Origin of the sequence: Campylobacter showae, from assembly GCF_004803815.1 — a bacterium.
Lineage (GTDB): Bacteria > Campylobacterota > Campylobacteria > Campylobacterales > Campylobacteraceae > Campylobacter_A > Campylobacter_A showae.
In genome coordinates this window covers 1541982-1559481 of sequence record NZ_CP012544.1, presented here as the reverse complement: position 1 = coordinate 1559481, position 17500 = coordinate 1541982, and the positions used below count along the sequence as shown (strand labels likewise).

The window sequence follows — 17500 nt, the reverse complement described above, 5'->3', positions numbered from 1 at the left end:
GGCCGTTTCGGTCAAATTTGCCCGATTGTTTGCTTTGTAAAGGATGCCGTAAATTTACGCTAAGCGTGTGATAGGACGGCTAAATTTGGCGTGCGGGCTTGACGGCGCCGCATTTTTTATTTTACCTTTTTATCTTTTATGATAAAATCGGAAAATCTAAATTTTAAAAGGTAAATTTATGAAAATTTTAATAACAGGCGGGGCGGGCTATATCGGCTCTCACGTGCTAAAGGCTCTTTTAAAGCAAGGCGGGTACGAGATAACGGTCGTGGATAATCTCTGCAAAGGTACTACAAAGGCGCTTGACGCGCTTGAGAAAATCGGTAAATTTAGGTTTGTAAAGGCAAATTTGGAAGATGATTTAAGCGGGATTTTTGCGGAGGGTAAATTTGACGCGATTATCCATTTTGCCGCATTTATCGAGGTTTTTGAAAGCACTCAAGATCCGCTAAAATACTACCTAAACAACACCGCAAACGTCGCTAAAATTTTGACCTATTGCAAGCAGTATGGCGTAAATAAATTTATTTTTAGCTCCACGGCGGCGGTTTACGGCGAGCCCGAGATCGGAGAGGTCGATGAGCAAACCGCGGCAAATCCGATAAATCCGTACGGCCGAAGCAAGCTAATGAGCGAGTGGATCATCAAAGACTACGCCGCTTCAAATGAAAATTTCAAATTTGCGATTTTGCGTTACTTTAACGTCGCGGGCGCCGACGAGGAGGGGCTCATCGGACAAAACTATCCAAACGCCACGCATCTAATCAAAGTCGCGACACAGACGGCTCTGGGCAAGCGCGAGAGTATGGGGATTTTTGGTAGCGACTACCAGACCGCGGATGGCACCTGCGTGAGAGACTATATCCACGTTAGCGACCTAGCTGACGCGCATCTAAGCGCGCTAGAGTATCTAAGCGAGCACGAAAAAAGCGAAATCTTTAACGTCGGCTACGGCCGCGGCTTTAGCGTAAAGGAAGTTATAGAAACGGCTAAAAAAGTAAGCGGAGTTGATTTTAAGGTTATTAACTCGCCTCGCAGGCAGGGCGATCCAGCGCGCCTCATCGCAAAGCCCGAAAAGATAAGAAATTTAACTAACTGGCAGCCTAAGAGAGAGGATCTAGCGCTCATCATAAAAACTGCGCTTGAGTGGGAGAAGAGGCTGTGAGGATCGCAGTCGTAGGCACTGGCTACGTGGGGCTCGTTAGCGGCGCGTGCCTAGCTAAAATGGGCAACGACGTCATATGCGTAGACGTAGACGAAGCCAAGATAAACGCCCTAAATAACGGCGTCATACCGATCTATGAGCCCGGACTTTCTGAGATCGTCGCGGAGTGCAGGGTAAACGGCGCACTCAAATTTAGCGTCGATATAAAAGAGGCCTTGGCGCACGCTAGCGTGCTATTTATCGCAGTTGGCACGCCTATGGGCGCGGACGGGCAGGCCGATCTGCGCTACGTACTAGAAGTCGCAAAAAGCATCGGGCAAAATTTAACCTCGCCGCTAATCGTCGTAGATAAATCAACCGTCCCCGTAGGCACTGCAGAGAAGGTAACCGAAGTGATCGCAGGCGAGCTAAAAAAGAGGAACCTGGACGTCAAATTTGAGGTCGTCTCAAACCCCGAGTTTTTAAAGGAGGGCGCGGCAGTCGAGGACTTTTTAAAGCCAGACCGCGTCGTAGTGGGCGCTAGCAGCGAGTGGGGGCAAAGCGTTATGCGCGAGCTTTATGCGCCCTTTATGAAAAATCACGACCGCTTTATCGCTATGGACGTAAAGTCCGCCGAGATGACCAAATACGCCGCAAATGCGATGCTAGCGACTAAAATAAGCTTCATAAACGAGATCGCAGGTATCTGCGAGCGCGTGGGAGCGGACGTAAATTTGGTACGAAAAGGCATCGGTAGCGACTCTCGCATTGGTTATAGCTTTATATATCCTGGCTGCGGATACGGCGGTAGCTGCTTTCCAAAGGACGTCGAGGCGCTCATCTACACCGCCAGGCAAAACGGCTTTGAGCCGAAGGTTTTAAGCGCGGTGGAGGCTAGAAACGCGGCACAAAAAACGGTGCTTTTTGAAAAAATTTCAGCATTTTTCGGCGGAAATCTGAGCGGCAAAACCGTGGCGCTTTGGGGGCTTGCTTTTAAACCAAACACCGACGATATGCGCGAAGCTAGCTCGCTAGTGCTCATAAAATCGCTAGAAAACGCGGGCGCAAACGTCGTCGCCTACGATCCAAAGGCCGCAAACGAAGCCAAAAAATATCTACCTAACTCAAATTTAAAATTCGCCCCAAACAAATACGACGCGCTAAACGGCGCCGACGCGCTCGCACTGGTTACCGAGTGGAGCGAGTTTAGATCGCCTGATTTTATGGAGATGAAACAACGGCTAAAAAACGCCGTGATCTTTGACGGGCGCAATCAATACGACGCGAAAAATCTAGCAAATTTAGGCTTTAAGTATTTCCAAATAGGAGTGAAATCATGAGGAAAATTTTACTTTTTATCGCGGCTTGCGCGTTGCCGTTTGCGCTTTTAGCGGGCGAAAGTACGACAAAAACCGAGGAAAATATTTTCGAGCTACCTATTTCAAAGATGCCGCCTGATTATTTTAAATACGAAGTCGCGTTTTTTAAAGAAATAGAAATCGACTGCAACTTTGCCTTTTTACTCGGCGGAAAACTCGAGGAAAAAGAGGACGCGCGCGGGATTTATTATGAATTTAGCGTCGGTGACGAGCTGGCGCAAACGATGATGCTTTGCAAGGACGGAAAGAAAAAGAGGCGGGTTTATTACGAATTCACTCAAATTTTACCTGGCGTTAGCCCCGTTAAAATCATAACTCCGCAAGGAGTAGGCGCGGAAATAAGAATGTATGAACGCGTAAAAACGATAGAACCAAAAAAATTAAAAAGGAAAAATAAATGAAAATAGCCGTTATTGGACTAGGATACGTTGGGCTGCCTTTGGCGGCTGCATTTAGCGAGAAATACGAAGTTACGGGCTTTGACGTCAATGCCGCTCGCATCGAGGAGCTTAAAAGCGGGTATGACCGCACGCTAGAGCTAAGCAGCGAACAGATGAAAAAAGCGATAGAAAACGGTATGAAATTTAGCCTAAATTTGGACGATATAAAGGATTGTAATTTCTTTATCGTTACCGTTCCGACGCCGATAGACAAAAACAAGCGCCCTGATTTGACGCCCGTCGTAAAAGCTACGCAAAGCGTCGCAAAGGTGCTAAAAAAGGGCGATATCGTCGTGTATGAAAGCACCGTGTATCCTGGCGTCACGGAGGAGATTTGCGTGCCGCTACTTGAAGAGAGCGGGCTTAAATTTAACGAGGACTTTTTCTGCGGATATTCGCCGGAGCGCATAAACCCGGGCGACAAAGAGCACACCGTAACTAAAATCAAAAAAATCACTAGCGGCTCGACGCCCGAGGTAGCCGACAAGGTCGATGAGGTCTATCGCTCGATCATCACAGCCGGCACGCATAAAGCGCCTACTATCAAGGTCGCCGAGGCCGCCAAGGTCATCGAAAACACGCAGCGCGATATCAACATCGCCTTTATGAACGAGCTTGCTATGATATTTAACAAGATGAACATCGACACGAACGCCGTTTTGCAGGCTGCGGGCACGAAGTGGAATTTCTTAAATTTTCGCCCTGGGCTAGTAGGCGGCCACTGCATCGGCGTAGATCCATACTACCTCACGCACAAGGCGCAGGAGCTTGGCTTTCATCCGGAAATGATCCTAGCCGGACGCCGCATCAACGACAATATGGGCAAATACGCCGCAGATCAGGTCGTAAAACTGATGATAAAAAGGGGCGTTTTGATAAATTCGGCTCGCGTTTTGGTGCTTGGCCTTACGTTTAAAGAAAACTGCCCGGATATCCGTAACTCGCGCGTGATAGACGTGATCGAGGAGCTTAAGGATTTTGGTTGCCGCGTGGACGTCTACGATCCGTGGGCGGACGAGGCCGAGGTAAAGCACGAATACGGTATCGTGCCGCTAAAAAGCTTTGACGAGGAGGACTACGACTGCGTCGTGATCGCCGTCGCTCACGATAAATTTAAAGGGTTAAAATTTAGCAAAGCTCTCGTTTACGATATCAAAAACGTTTACGAAAACGCCGACGCAAGGCTGTAATGCTCGTAAATTTGATCAGCTCCATCGTCGTTTTTATCGTCTCGATGGGGATAAATTTTTTCCTCACGCCTTACATTCTAAAAAGCCTAGGCAACGAAGCCTACGGCTTTGTCGGGCTGTCTAACGCTATCGTGGCTTATGCTCTAGTCGTAACCGCTGCGATAAACTCGGTTAGCGGCCGTTTCGTCGCGTACGAGTGGCACAGAGGGGGCACCCGCGCGGCTAACGCCTACTACTCGTCGGTTCTAGTCGTAAATATCTTTTTTTGCGTTCTGATTTTGCTGGGTGTCGGCATTTTTATCTTAAATTTACAAAGCGTGCTAAACGTCAGCGACGCGCTGCTTAGCGACGTGCGGCTTACTTTTGCGTTTTATTTTATAAATTTTTGCGTCGGACTTTTTAACGGTGTCATCAGCGTCTCGATGTTTATCAAAAACAAGCTCTACATCATCTCCGTTCGCAACGCCGCGTCTAGCGCCATTTTGGCCGTTCTCATCGTCGCGCTTTTTTATTTTTTCAGACCGATGATCGCTTATATCGCGATCTCCGCTCTAGTCGCGTCGCTCTTTGTGTTTTTTACGAGCGTTTGGGTTTCGCGCCGTATCACTCCGGAGCTTAAATTTAACCCGCGCGAATTTGACTTTGCGCGGATAAAAGAGCTGCTAAAATCGGGCGTCTATAATAGCTTTAACGCCCTAAACCGCGTGCTTATGAGCGGTATGGATCTATTTATCTGCAACATATTTTTAAGCGCGAACGCGACGGGAATTTTAGCCGTTTCAAAGGCGGCTCCGATCATTTTGGAAAGCTTTGTGGCGCAGCTTAGCGCGATATTTGCGCCAAAATTCGTCGAGCACTACTCTAAATCAAATTTGACCGCGCTCGTAGCTGAGGCTAAATTTTCGATGAGAGTTACGGCTTTTGTTATGAGTGTGCCAGCGGCTATTTTCGTGGCTTTTGGACGCGAATTTTACACGCTTTGGCTACCGTTTAAAAGCGCGGACGAGATAAGTCTAATCTATAATCTCTCGATGATAACCCTGGTGCCGATTATATTTATCAGCTACGTTTTTTCGCTTTTTAATCTCGACAGCGCGACCAATAAACTAAAGCGCCCCGCGATAGCAAACACCATTTTGGGTGCCGGCACGATTTTGGCGCAGATTGCCGTGCTTAAATTTACGGACTACGGCATCTACGGTATGGTTGCTATCGGCGCCGCGCTTTATTCGGTGCGGATTTTGGGGTTTGACCTCATAAATGCTGCCTTAAATTTGAGCCTGCCGCTTACCACTTTTTACGGCGTTTATTTTAAAAATTTAGCCGTTTTTGCGGCCGTTTGCGGGCTGTTTTTTTGGCTGCGAAATTTTGTGCAAATTTCAAGCTGGGGCGAATTTGCCGCGTATTCGGCGGTTTTGCTTGCAGTGGGATACGCCGCGAGCTTGTTTTTGATATTTGACAAAAGAGAGCAGCTGATCGTGATAAATAAAATCAAATCGAAGTTTAAAAGATGAAAAAATTAGTATTCGTTATCTCGCTAAAAAGCGATGAGGCGCGCCGAGAAAAGCTAAAAGAGCGGTTTAAAAACTACGGCGAATTTAAGCTCGTTGAGGCGACCGACGGCAGGACAATGAGCGCAAAGGAGTACTACGGCTACGCGCTACCTAGCCTTGAGGCTTACGACAGGCTGCTAAGCCCGTCCGAGATCGGTTGCTCGCTCTCTCATGTGTGCGCTTACGAGGAGTTTTTAAAAAGCGACGCCAAATTTGCGCTCATTTTAGAAGACGACGTTATCGGAGACGAGGATGGCGTGAAAAAGGCGTTTGAAACGGCTGCCAAGATGGACGAGGGTTCGGCTCTCATCTGCGGTGCGCAGGACGGGCTGGAGGGGCGATTTAGCGCATTTGGTAAAAAGCTGGAGGATGATTTTTGGCTAGTCTCAAAGCGCTCTTACGGCACGATTTACCGAGCGGCTGCTTACGTGCTTGATAGGCGCGCGGCGGAAAAGATCTTGCAAACGCATAAAAGGGCGCTTTGCGTGGCTGATTTTTGGCGGATTTTGCTTTTGCAAAACGGCTTAAAGATGTATTTTAGCGATATCTTCGCACATCCGACCGATCTAACAGACTCAAATATCCAAGCCGAGCGAGTGCAAAGAACGCAGGTAAAAGTCTCGCCGCTAGCTCGTTTAAATAGCTTAAAATATGTCGCCGCAACGCGCTTTGAAGCGGCAATTTTAGGCTATGAGCGAATATTTAAAAGATAGGAAACTAAGCGATTATAAAGCTCAAAATTTATAAAATCAATAATTTTGAAGATTTATTAAATTTTCGCGTACCGATTAAAATTTGGAGAGAGAATGAAGGTTTTATTTATAATTTCGACCCTGCAAGCAGGCGGCGCCGAGCGCGTGATGAGCTTGTTAGCGAGCTATTTTGCGAAATTTCACGACGTAACGCTTTTAAAATTTGACACCAAACCGCCGTTTTACGAGCTGGACGAGAGGATAAAGCTGATCGATCTGCCTTTCCCGATGGTAAAAAAGGGCTTTTTCGCAAATTTAATCAGGCGCGTGAAAAAGTTTTTTTATCAGCGAAATTTGATCAAAAACGGCGGCTTTGACGTCGTTATCTCTTCGATGGATAGCACGAATATCAACGTGATTTTGTCGAATTTATTTATAAACAAGCCGCTTTTTATCAGCGAGCATTCAAGCGCCGATTTTTTCAAAGGGCGCGGCTGGCTGTTTTTACGCCGTATGCTCTATCCGTTAGCTAGCGGACTCACGGTGCTAACAAAAGAGGACTACGAATACTATAGCTTCGTAAAAAATAAAACCGTGATGTACAATCCGATGTTTGAAGCCAAAAAGCAGGGCTTGCCGAAGGAAAATATCATCCTTTTCGTCGGCCGTCTCATCTCGCTTAAAGGTTGCGACGTATTTTTAAAGGCTATGAGCCTAGTCGATAAAGAGCTTTTAAAAGAGTGGAAAATTGTGATAGCGGGCGCTGGCGAGGAGAGGCAAAGGCTAGAGCTCATCGCGCACGAGCAGCTACATCTGGATGCCGAATTTATCGGGCAAACGAGCGATGTCGCTTCGCTTTACGAAAGGGCTAAAATCCTCGTCTCAAGCTCTAAAACTGAGGGCTTGCCAAACGTTTTAATCGAGAGCGTATTTTTTAGCTGCGCCAGGGTGGCGACTGCTACAAGCGGCGCAAAAGAGCTCATCGAGGACGGCAAGGACGGATTTTTGGTACCGATAGACGACGTAAAAGCGCTCGGAAGTAAAATCGAACTCTTGATGCGCGACGAGGAGCTTAGGCAAGAGCTGGTAAAAAACGCCAACGAGCGCAAAAACGCCTTTAAAACCGATCAAATTTATCAAAAGTGGATGGATTTTATCACGCAAAATATAAAGAACTAAAATGCTAAAAGTAAGCATAATAATCCCGACCTACAACCGCAAAGAGCTTTTTGAGGCCGCTCTAAAAAGCGCGCTGGCTCAGGACTACGAAAACAAAGAAATCATAATCAGCGACGATAACTCAAACGACGGTACGCGCGAGCTCGCGCAGAGTTACGTCGCTAAATTTGACAACGTAAAATACGTCCTAAATCAAACCTACGACCGCGGCCCAAACGGAAATAAAAACAACGGCTTTGACCACGCTAGCGGTGATGCTTTCGTGATACTAGACGACGATGACTTGCTGATAGAAGGCGCCATAAGCAAGATGGCGGCCGTGCTAGAGCAGGGGTATGCTAGCGTCTGGGCGAACTGTTACTTTGAGATTGACGGCGAGCCGACGACGAAATTTTCGGGATTTGGACTGAGTAAAAGCGGGGAAATTTCGCCGCAGGACTACTACGACGGCAAGATAACGGGCGAGTTTTTGATAATGTTTCGCCGCGGCGCCATCGGTCAGAGGCGCTTTGAAAAGGGGCTTTACGGTAGCGAAAATACGCTTTGGATCTATCTTTTTGATCTTCCTGCTTACTATCTGCACGACGCAGTGCGTATTTACCGCTTTCACCGCAGCGACAGCGTCACGATAAACTCGTTTAAACGCCCGCTTTGCATAATGAAAGGCTACGCGATGACTGCGGAGCTTATTTTGCAAAAGATCGCCGAGAAAAACGCTCAAGCTAGCGCAAACGGAGCAAATTCGGCCGATCCGAAATTCCGCGTAAATGACTCTCACATCGCGATCCTATACAAAATGGCGGCGTATTATGCCAAATTCGGCGGAGAATACAAAAAAATGTACGAATATCTTTTTAAAAGCCTCAAATTTAAATTTACAAAAGAAGCGCTTGCGATGCTGATCTTAAGCCCGTTTCCAAAGTCGATGATTTTATTTTTAACTAAAATTCGCGTTTGGATATATAAAAAAACGCACGGCAAATGAAAAAATTAGCCGTTTTTCTCTACTCGATGGGGCCGGGCGGCGCGGAGCGCGTGGTTTCAAATTTGCTCCCGGCTCTGTGCGAAAAATACGAAGTTCATCTCGTTTTGATGAGCGAGGTCGTAGCCTACGAGATACCAAGCGCGGTAAAAGTCCACTTCCTCGAGCGCTCAGATCCGTATGAGAGCGGCGTAAAAAAGCTTTTCCGTTTGGGACTTTTGTTTCCGTTTCTAGCCTTAAACTATAAAAAACTTTGCGACGATTTGGCTATTGATCTGCATTTTGTCTTAATGAACCGTCCTTGCTACATCGCGCTTTTAGCAAGGATCGCCGGAGTAAAAGGACGGATGGTTATAAGCGAGCGTAGCTGTCCGTCGGTCATCTATAAAAGCGGACTTAGCGGGCTTGCTAATAGAATTTTAGTTAAGGCGCTCTACCCTAGAGCCGATCTGATTTTGGCCAACGCGCAGGGAAACGCCGATGATCTCGTGCGAAATTTCGGCTGCGACGCCGCAAAAACTAAGGTGCTATATAATGCGGTCGATTTGGCGGCGATAAAAACTCTTGCAAACAAGCCGCTAGAGGATAAATTTAAGCCGTTTTTTCTAAATATCGGGCGGCTTGATAGCGGTAAAAATCAAGCGATGTTAATAAGAATAATCGCAAATTTAAACGATGAGCGCGCGACGCTTGGGATTTTAGGCAAGGGGCCTTTGCAAGGCAAGCTTCAAAATTTGATCGACGAGCTTGGCGTGAGCGAGCGAGTAAAGCTGCTAGGCACAGATAAAAATCCGTTTAAATTTATCAAAAACGCGCAGTGTTTCCTTTGTGCTTCGAGGTTTGAGGGCTTTTCAAACGTGCTTTTAGAGGCGCTTGCTTGCGAGAGATTTATCATCTCTACCGATCATAAAAGCGGCGCTAGAGAGCTTCTGGGCGATGATAAATACGGCATCCTCGTGCCTGTTGACGACAAAAAAGCGATGCAAAAATCAATGGAAGAAGCGATGAGGCGTGCGCTTGAAGATGAAAATTTGAGACGAGATTATGAAAAAAGAGCTTATGGCCGCGTAGCAAAATTTGATAAAAATGCCGTCGCGGCGCAGCTCATAGGATACTTAGAGGGTAAAAATGTCGAGTAAAATTTCTGGACTCTTGGATAAATTTAAATTTTCAAAACAGACTTGTTTTTTGATGCTTGCGGCGTTTGTTTTTAGCGTGGTTTGCAGGTTGTACTGGGTGTACTGGGCGGGCGAATATCAGCACTTTTTCTGGAACGATCAGCTCATGATCAGCACGAACGACGGCTATGCCTTCGCCGAGGGCGCGCGCGATATGATAGCGGGCTTTCATCAGCCAAACGATCTTAGCTACTACGGCCGCTCGATGCCGACACTTACGTATTTTTTGTATCAAATTTTGCCTTTTAGTTTCGAGAGTATTTTGCTTTATATGAGCGTGTTTTTTAGCTCGCTTATCGTTATTCCCGTGATTTTGATAGGCAAAGAGTACGAGATGCCCGGCATGGGCTTTGCGGCGGCGCTGCTAGCTAGTATCGCAAACAGCTACTACAACCGCACGATGGCGGGCTACTACGACACCGATATGCTCACGATCGTGCTTCCTGCGTTTAGCGTCTGGGCGATGATACGCCTCGCGCAGAAAAAAAACGTAAACGATCTCATTTTTATCCCGATTTTTATCCTGATAAACGACTGGTGGTATCCGAGCTCGTACTCGCTAAATTTCGCCATGCTGGGCGCATTTTTGCTCTATACTTTGGTTTTTGATAGGAAAAACGCGCTAAATTACGAAGCGGCTATTTTGATGATAGTTGCACTTACGTATATCGATTTTTACGCTAAAAGCGCGCTTGCGGTCGCGCTTTATCTAGCGATGAGATTTCGTCCGCAGATCTGGGACAAGCGCGTAGTAGCCGCGTGCCTAGCTCTGGCCGTAGGTTTACTTGGCTTTAGCGGCGGGCTAAATCAAATTTTATTTCAGCTTAAATTTTACATATTTCGCGGGGTTTCCGAGAGTAGCGAGCCGGTTTTTCATTTTTATAACGTAAATAAAACGATAATGGAAATGAGCGATTATTCGTTTGAGTTTGAGTCGATAAATGCCTTTGCTAAGCGTATCAGCGGTCATATCGTTACTTTTGTTTTATCGCTCGTTGGAGTCGCGGCGCTTTGTCTTAAATTTCGCTCCTTTTTGCTTGCGCTTCCGATGCTGCTACTTGGGTTTTTGGCGCTAAAAGGCGGGCTTAGATTTACGATCTACTCGGTGCCCGTGATGGCGATAGGATTTGGATATTTTGCGGTGCTTTGCGTGAGTCTTTTTAAAAAAGATAAAATTTTAGACAAATTTTGCACCGTTTGCCTAGCGGCGTTTTTTGCGTTTTTCTTTTTATATTTTGATAAATACTACAGCCTTTTGCACGGCAAATCTCCAGTTTTTGCGCCAAATTTTGACGACGATGTGAGCCTTGGCGTATATCTAGCCACGTTTGCGGCGGCGACGCTTATTTGCGGGGCGGCTTATTTTATGGTCTCAGGCCTAAGCTCGCTCAAAAAGCACGCGCTTTTAGAAAAAATTTGCGTCTTTTGTATCGCCGCGCTTTCTTTGATACCTTGCTTAGAGCACATTTATGGCTACAAAGTCGGCACGGTATTTGCCAAAAGCGAGGTCGAGAGTCTGGATAAACTGCACAAAATCGCGGGGCGCGAGGACTATGTGCTGGCGTGGTGGGACTACGGCTATCCGATCCGCTACTACGCAGACGTCAAGACTCTCATCGACGGCGGTAAGCACCTAGGCAGGGATAACTTTGCCGTGAGCTTTGCGTTAGCTAGCAATCAGCGCATGTCGGCAAATATGGCCCGCCTAGAGGTCGAATACACCGAGCGAAATTTTAGCGAGAGATTCGGGTTAAATTTAAACCAGATGATGAAGGACTACAACGCCACTAGCGTAAATTCGTTTTTGTATTCGCTAAATAGCAAGGATTTTCGCCCGCCGCAAAAAACGCGCGAGATTTATTATTATCTGCCTGACTCCATGATCGATATCTTTAGCGCCGTTTTGCGCTTTTCAAACCTCGATCTAAACAGTGGCGAGGAGTACGGAGCGATATTTTATCCGGGCAAACCTTACTCGGTGGACGGCGATACGATAAATATCGGCGGAGGGTTTAGCGTATCGGGCGACGCGTCAAAAGTCTATATCGGCGAGCGCGAAATATCCGTAAATACGTACTTTGAAACAAGCTACGACGAGAAAGACAAACTAGTCGTCAAAAAGCACGAGATGAACGCGGACGGCAAAATTTATCTCATTTTTATGAAGGACTACAGACGGTTTTTGGTGCTTGACGAAGCGGTGCTAAACTCGGCCTACATACAGCTTTTCGTACTCGAAAACTACGACGAAGAGCTGTTTGAGCCGGTCGTTTTAAACGGCGCGGTTAAAATTTATAGGTTGCTAAGATGATGGCGCAAAATTTAAAGGAAAATTTTAAAAATGGCTAAATTTGGATTTTTATCTCACGCCGATATGAGCATTTACTTCTTCCGCGCCCCGATCATGCGCGAGCTAAAGCGGCTCGGTCACGAGGTTTTTGCTATCGCGCCAAAGGGTGACTACACGGATAGGCTAAAAAGCGAATTTAACTGCGTGACGTACGAGCTTGACCGCGCGAGCTTAAACCCTTTAACCGTGCTTGAAAACTCAAAAAAACTAGCCGAGATTTTACGCGGACTAAATTTAGACCTACTGCAAACCTCGGCGCACAAGTCAAACGTGTTTGGCACTTTTGCGGCTAAAAAAGCAGGCATAAAGCGCGTGATAAATTTGGTCGAGGGGCTGGGTAGCTTTTATATCGATAACGACTTAAAAACCCGTCTAGTACGCGCTGCGATCGAGACGCTTTATAAAAAAGCGCTAAATATGAGCGACGGCTGCGTATTCGTAAACGAGGCCGATCCGGCGTATTTTCTAGCTCGCGGACTGATTACCGAAGAGAAAATTTTTAAGATAAAAAGCGTGGGCGTGGATACGCTCAAATTTGACGAAAGCAGCGTGTCGGCCGCAAATTTAGGCGAGGATCTGCGCGGTAAAAAGATCGTGCTGATGATAGCGCGCGCGATGTGGCACAAGGGCGTGCGCGAGTTTTACGAGGCGGCAGAGCTTTTACGCGGGCGCGAGGACTGCGCGTTCGTCTTTGCGGGCGAAGGGTTTGAGGGCAACAAAAGCACGGCCGACGAGAAGTTTCTAAAAGGCGGCGCCGTGCGATATCTGGGCGCTAGAGACGACGTGCCGCAGCTTTTAAAGGCTAGCTATCTACTTGCGCTTCCAAGCTACAAAGAGGGCTTTCCTCGCACGGTTTTAGAGGCGATGAGTATGAGCCGCGCGGTCGTGGCTAGCGACGTGGCCGGCTGCAACGAGGCCGTAACGAACGGCTTTAACGGCCTGCTTTGCGAGGTAAAAAGCTCTGCGGATCTAGCCGCAAAGATAGAAATTTTGTTAAACGACGAAAATTTGGCCGCGCAAATGGGGCGAAACGGGCGGGAGCTTGCCGTGCGTGAGTTTGACGAGCGAGCGGTCGCTAGGAAATATATAGAAATTTATAGGAAATTTATCGATGTATAGGGTGTTTTTTAAGAGATTACTGGATATTTGCGGCGCGATTTTTTTGATCGTGCTAACGTTGCCGATCATGGCGGTCGTCGCGGTTTTGATATATTTTAAGGTTAGCCGTAACGTCATTTTTACGCAGGCGCGCCCGGGCTTACACGCTAAAATTTTTAAAATTTACAAATTTAAAACGATGAGCGACGAGCGCGGCGCGGACGGCGAGCTGCTGTCCGACGAGATGCGCCTAAGCGGCATCGGCAAGACTATCCGAAGCCTCAGCCTTGATGAGCTGCCGCAGCTTTTTAACGTGCTAAAGGGCGATATGAGCTTCATCGGGCCGCGTCCGCTTCTGGTCGAGTATCTGCCTCTTTACGACGCAGAGCAGGCGACCCGCCACGACGTGAGACCCGGCATCACGGGGCTAGCGCAGGTAAACGGTCGCAATGCGATCAGCTGGGCGGAGAAGTTTAAATTTGACGCGAGATACGTCCGCGAGCTTAGCTTTGCGCTGGATGTTAAAATCGCGATTTTAACGGTGCAAAAGGTGCTAAAGCGAAGCGGCGTGAGTAAAGAAGGTATGGCTACGACGGAGAAATTTAATGGCCGCAACTAAAATTTACGTTTACGGCTTTAGCGGACACGGAGCAGTCGTAGCAGACGTGGCAAGAGCCTGCGGATACGGCAAGGTCGTGTTTTTGGATGACTCCAAATTTGACGGTAAAAACGTGCTCAAATTTGACCCGAGCCTCGAAAAAGCGGACGTGATTGTGGCTATCGGAGATAATAAAATCAGACGCATCCTGCAAGAAAGAGTAAAAAACGCCGGCTTTCGCGTAGTAAATTTAATCCATTCAAGCTCGGTAGTAAGTAGTAGCGCAAAAATAGGCGAGGGCGCGGTCGTGATGCCAAATGCCGTCATAAACGCGCGCTCTGTAATAGGCGAGGGCGCGATAATAAACACTGGCGCGATCATCGAGCATGACTGCGAGATCGGAGATTTTGCCCATGTTAGCCCAAACGCGGCGCTAGCAGGCGGCGTGATCGTGGGTGCATATACCCACGTAGGCATAGGATCTTGCGTAGTGCAGTGCATAAAAATCGGCGCAAACTGTATCATCGGAGCGGGTAGCGTCGTAGTAAGAGACGTGCCTGATAACGTCGTCGCCTACGGCAATCCTGCTAAAGTTAGGCGAAATTTAAGCTAAATTTGAGAGCTAAAATATCGCTCGTCAAATTTGCGCCCGTAGCTACAAAGGACGGCGCAGGCAAAATAGATAAAGTATCCCGCAAGGCGTCAAATTTACCTTTTTAAAATATATTTTGACGCAAAATTTAACAAAATCCCATTTTCTACGGCCTAAAAGCAAATTTAAACGAGTTTTTATAAAAATATTTAGATTTTAAGTGCTACAATGCGTAAATTTCTTTAAGGAATAATAATGCAAAGAATTTTCCTAAGCCCGCCACACATGAGCGGCAAAGAGCAAGAGTATATAAACGAGGTTTTTAAGAGCAACTATATCGCGCCGCTTGGCGAATATGTGAATAAATTTGAAGCGAGCGTCTCAAGCTACGCGGGAGCGTCCGATGCATTAGCGCTAAATTCCGGCACGTCGGCGATCCACCTGGCGCTAAGAGTGCTTGGTATCGGCGCGGGAGACGCGGTGCTAGCCTCTACGTTTACCTTCATGGCGTCCGTTAGCCCGGTACTTTATCAAGGCGCTACGCCCGTTTTCGTAGATAGCGACGAAAGCTGGAATCTAAGCCCAGAGCTACTAAAAAAGGCGATCGCAAATTCGCCTAAAAAGCCAAAAGCGCTCGTCGTCACGCACCTTTACGGCCAGGCCGCAAAGATGAAAGAGATCTGCGAGATTTGCGAACAAGAAAACATCGCCGTAGTCGAAGACGCGGCCGAGGCGCTGGGCGGCTTTTATAACGGCAAGGCTCTAGGCACGTTCGGACGACTTGGCGCATATAGCTTTAACGGCAACAAAATCATCACCACAAGCGGCGGCGGCATGCTAGTGGGCGAAAGAGATCTCGTGGAAAAGGCGAGATTTTACAGCACGCAAGCTAGGGAGCCCTTTTTACACTACGAGCACAAAGATTACGGCTACAACTACCGCCTGAGCAACGTCTTAGGCGCGATCGGAACGGCGCAGATGGAGGTGCTCGAGCAGCGCGTGATAAAAAAGCGCGAAATTTTTGAAAAATACAAAAAAGAGCTTCCCGAGCTTGAGTTTATGCCCGAGATAGCAAATTCTCGCGGCAACCGCTGGCTAACGACCGCGCTATTTAAAGAAAAAGGCGCGCATCTACGCGTGATAGAGGCGCTTGCTAAGGAAAATATAGAAAGCCGTCCGCTTTGGAAACCGATGCACATGCAGCCTGTGTTTGAGGGGGCTCTAGCGTTTGCGGACGGGACTAGCGAGGAGATGTTTGCGCGCGGTATCTGCCTGCCTAGCGGTACGGCGATGGGGGACGAGGAGTTCGCGCGAGTAGTAAAAATCGTAAAGGAAAATTTATAAATGTTTAAGGCGACGAAGCTAAAGCGGCTTGCGTTTTTTCTAACCTTTGACATCGTGATATTTGTCGCGTCGTTTTATCTGGCGTATCTGCTTAGATTTAGCGGCGTGCTGCCTGATTATTTTAGAGGCGGACTGGTCGCGGGCTGCGCTACGATGGTGGTTTTAAAGCTATTTTTCATGTGGCTTTTTAAAATTTACAAGGTGCCGTGGAGATTTTTCGGACTAAACGAAGCGAGGAAAATTTTCCTCGTTCATCTTTGCTCGATAGTTTGCTTTTGGATCGTTTATTTTGCGATGCCCGCGGTTTTTAACCCGTTTCCTCGAAGCGTGGTTTTTATAGACTTTATCATCTCGTGCCTGCTAATCGGAAATTTAAGGATCGCCAAGCGTATGTTTTTAGACTTTTCTAAAAAGCCGCACACGGGCGAGCCTTGCGTCGTTATCGGCGCTACGTCAAAGGCGCTTCACGTTTTAAAAGGGCTTAGGCAGGGCTATATCGATCTATATGCGGTAGGCGTCGTGGACGGCAGGAGCGATCTAGTCGGCACTTACTGCGACGGATTTTTAGTGCAGCCAAAGAGCGAAATCGCAAATTTGATTAAAGAATACAACGTAAAAACCGCCATCATCGCGCTAGCTCTGGGTCAAGACGAGCTGGCGGAGCTTTTTGACGAGCTTACGACTTATGGCATCCGTGATATCAAGATTTTTTCTATGTTTGGCACCGGCAAGGACGCGATCAAAGATATCTCGATCGAGGATCTGCTAGCTAGAAAGCCAAAAGACCTAGATAGTAGCGCGGTGGAGAAGTTTTTAGGCGGTAAGGTCGTTTTGGTTACGGGTGCTGGCGGCAGTATCGGTAGCGAAATTTGCAAGCAGTGCCTCAAATTTGGCGTTAGTAAGCTAATCATGATCGATCACAGCGAGTTTAATCTCTATAAAATCGGCGAGATAACCCATAGCGACAAAACCGTGAGTAAGATGATAAATATCGTAAACGAAGCTGATCTGCGCGCGGTTTTTGAGGAGTTTAAACCGCAGATCGCGATCCATGCCGCAGCCTATAAGCACGTGCCGCTTTGCGAAGCAAACCCGAAAGCAGCAGTCGTAAATAATATAATCGGCACTAAAATTTTGATCGATTTATCTATCGAATACGGCGTTAGCAAGGTAGTGATGATCTCATCCGATAAAGCCGTGCGCCCGACAAACATCATGGGTGCGACCAAGCGCGTGTGCGAGCTTTACGCGCTAAACTCGAATTTACCTGCTAAAACTGAGATCGTCGCGGTGCGCTTTGGCAACGTGCTAGGCTCAAGCGGCAGCGTAATACCGAAATTTAAAGAACAAATCGAAAACAACAAGCCGCTAACCGTCACGCATCCTGATATCACGAGGTACTTTATGCTAGTCTCCGAGGCCTGTCAGCTTGTACTTCAGGCTGCTTCGATCGCAAAGGGCGGCGAGCTTTTCGTGCTTGATATGGGCGAGCCGATAAAGATCGCCGATCTAGCTAAAAAGATGCTGATTTTATCAAACAAAGAGCACCTTGGCGTCGAATTCGTCGGCCTTCGTCCTGGAGAGAAGCTTTACGAGGAGCTTTTAATAAACAAAGACGACGTAAAAACCGAGTTTCAGTCTATTTTCGTGACACACTCGGGCGAATACGACGTAGCTAAACTAAACGAACAAATTAAAAATTTAACGCACGCGGACGATGTCGCGGCGGCGCTCAAAGAGATCGTGCCGGAGTTTAATCACGCGCTAAATAAGGAATAAAT

General features: G+C 47.4%; 15 protein-coding genes. All 15 read left to right on the top strand.

The window, feature by feature from the left end; translation table 11 throughout:
- Positions 1-178: 178 nt before the first annotated feature.
- The 15 genes from galE (at position 179) to pglF (ending at position 17498) form a co-directional block, all read left to right on the top strand.
- Complete coding sequence (gene galE / locus CSHOW_RS07670) at positions 179-1165, top strand: UDP-glucose 4-epimerase GalE (RefSeq protein ID WP_002949879.1); 987 nt, start codon at positions 179-181, stop codon at positions 1163-1165.
- On the top strand, positions 1162-2484 hold the full coding sequence (locus CSHOW_RS07665; protein ID WP_002949878.1) for a UDP-glucose dehydrogenase family protein: 1323 nt from the start codon (positions 1162-1164) through the stop codon (positions 2482-2484). Before galE ends, CSHOW_RS07665 begins: the two co-directional genes overlap by 4 nt.
- Entirely contained in the window at positions 2481-2924 is a 444-nt protein-coding gene (locus tag CSHOW_RS07660; protein WP_002949877.1) for an ecotin family protein, read from the top strand. The genes CSHOW_RS07665 and CSHOW_RS07660 overlap by 4 nt, the downstream gene beginning before the upstream one ends.
- Positions 2921-4153: a Vi polysaccharide biosynthesis UDP-N-acetylglucosamine C-6 dehydrogenase TviB gene (gene tviB / locus CSHOW_RS07655; protein ID WP_002949876.1), complete on the top strand. Its 1233-nt coding sequence runs from the start codon at positions 2921-2923 to the stop codon at positions 4151-4153. Before CSHOW_RS07660 ends, tviB begins: the two co-directional genes overlap by 4 nt.
- Positions 4153-5667, top strand: coding sequence for an MATE family efflux transporter (locus CSHOW_RS07650; protein ID WP_002949875.1), 1515 nt, complete (start codon positions 4153-4155; stop codon positions 5665-5667). The genes tviB and CSHOW_RS07650 overlap by 1 nt, the downstream gene beginning before the upstream one ends.
- On the top strand, positions 5664-6419 hold the full coding sequence (locus CSHOW_RS07645) for a glycosyltransferase family 25 protein (protein WP_002949874.1): 756 nt from the start codon (positions 5664-5666) through the stop codon (positions 6417-6419). Before CSHOW_RS07650 ends, CSHOW_RS07645 begins: the two co-directional genes overlap by 4 nt.
- A gap of 93 nt (positions 6420-6512) precedes the next feature.
- Complete coding sequence (locus tag CSHOW_RS07640) at positions 6513-7577, top strand: glycosyltransferase (protein WP_002949873.1); 1065 nt, start codon at positions 6513-6515, stop codon at positions 7575-7577.
- Position 7578: 1 nt separating this feature from the next.
- Positions 7579-8562 carry a glycosyltransferase family 2 protein gene (locus tag CSHOW_RS07635; protein ID WP_002949871.1) on the top strand — a complete coding sequence of 328 codons (984 nt, stop codon included), beginning with the start codon at positions 7579-7581 and terminating at the stop codon, positions 8560-8562.
- A complete protein-coding gene (gene pglJ, locus CSHOW_RS07630) occupies positions 8559-9698 on the top strand; it encodes an N-acetylgalactosamine-N,N'-diacetylbacillosaminyl-diphospho-undecaprenol 4-alpha-N-acetylgalactosaminyltransferase (protein ID WP_002949869.1) in 1140 nt (379 codons plus the stop codon). The genes CSHOW_RS07635 and pglJ overlap by 4 nt, the downstream gene beginning before the upstream one ends.
- Positions 9688-12048, top strand: a complete 2361-nt coding sequence (locus CSHOW_RS07625; RefSeq protein ID WP_002949861.1) for an STT3 domain-containing protein — start codon at positions 9688-9690, stop codon at positions 12046-12048. Before pglJ ends, CSHOW_RS07625 begins: the two co-directional genes overlap by 11 nt.
- Positions 12049-12078: 30 nt before the next feature.
- Complete coding sequence (gene pglA, locus CSHOW_RS07620) at positions 12079-13206, top strand: N,N'-diacetylbacillosaminyl-diphospho-undecaprenol alpha-1,3-N-acetylgalactosaminyltransferase (protein ID WP_002949858.1); 1128 nt, start codon at positions 12079-12081, stop codon at positions 13204-13206.
- Positions 13199-13804 carry an undecaprenyl phosphate N,N'-diacetylbacillosamine 1-phosphate transferase gene (pglC, locus tag CSHOW_RS07615; RefSeq protein WP_002949855.1) on the top strand — a complete coding sequence of 202 codons (606 nt, stop codon included), beginning with the start codon at positions 13199-13201 and terminating at the stop codon, positions 13802-13804. The genes pglA and pglC overlap by 8 nt, the downstream gene beginning before the upstream one ends.
- Positions 13791-14396, top strand: a complete 606-nt coding sequence (gene pglD / locus CSHOW_RS07610; RefSeq protein ID WP_002949853.1) for a UDP-N-acetylbacillosamine N-acetyltransferase — start codon at positions 13791-13793, stop codon at positions 14394-14396. The genes pglC and pglD overlap by 14 nt, the downstream gene beginning before the upstream one ends.
- Positions 14397-14630: 234 nt before the next feature.
- Positions 14631-15719 carry a UDP-N-acetylbacillosamine transaminase gene (pglE, locus tag CSHOW_RS07605; RefSeq protein ID WP_002949848.1) on the top strand — a complete coding sequence of 363 codons (1089 nt, stop codon included), beginning with the start codon at positions 14631-14633 and terminating at the stop codon, positions 15717-15719.
- Positions 15720-17498 carry a UDP-N-acetylglucosamine 4,6-dehydratase (configuration-retaining) gene (pglF, locus tag CSHOW_RS07600; RefSeq protein ID WP_002949845.1) on the top strand — a complete coding sequence of 593 codons (1779 nt, stop codon included), beginning with the start codon at positions 15720-15722 and terminating at the stop codon, positions 17496-17498.
- The last annotated feature ends 2 nt before the right edge of the window (positions 17499-17500 follow it).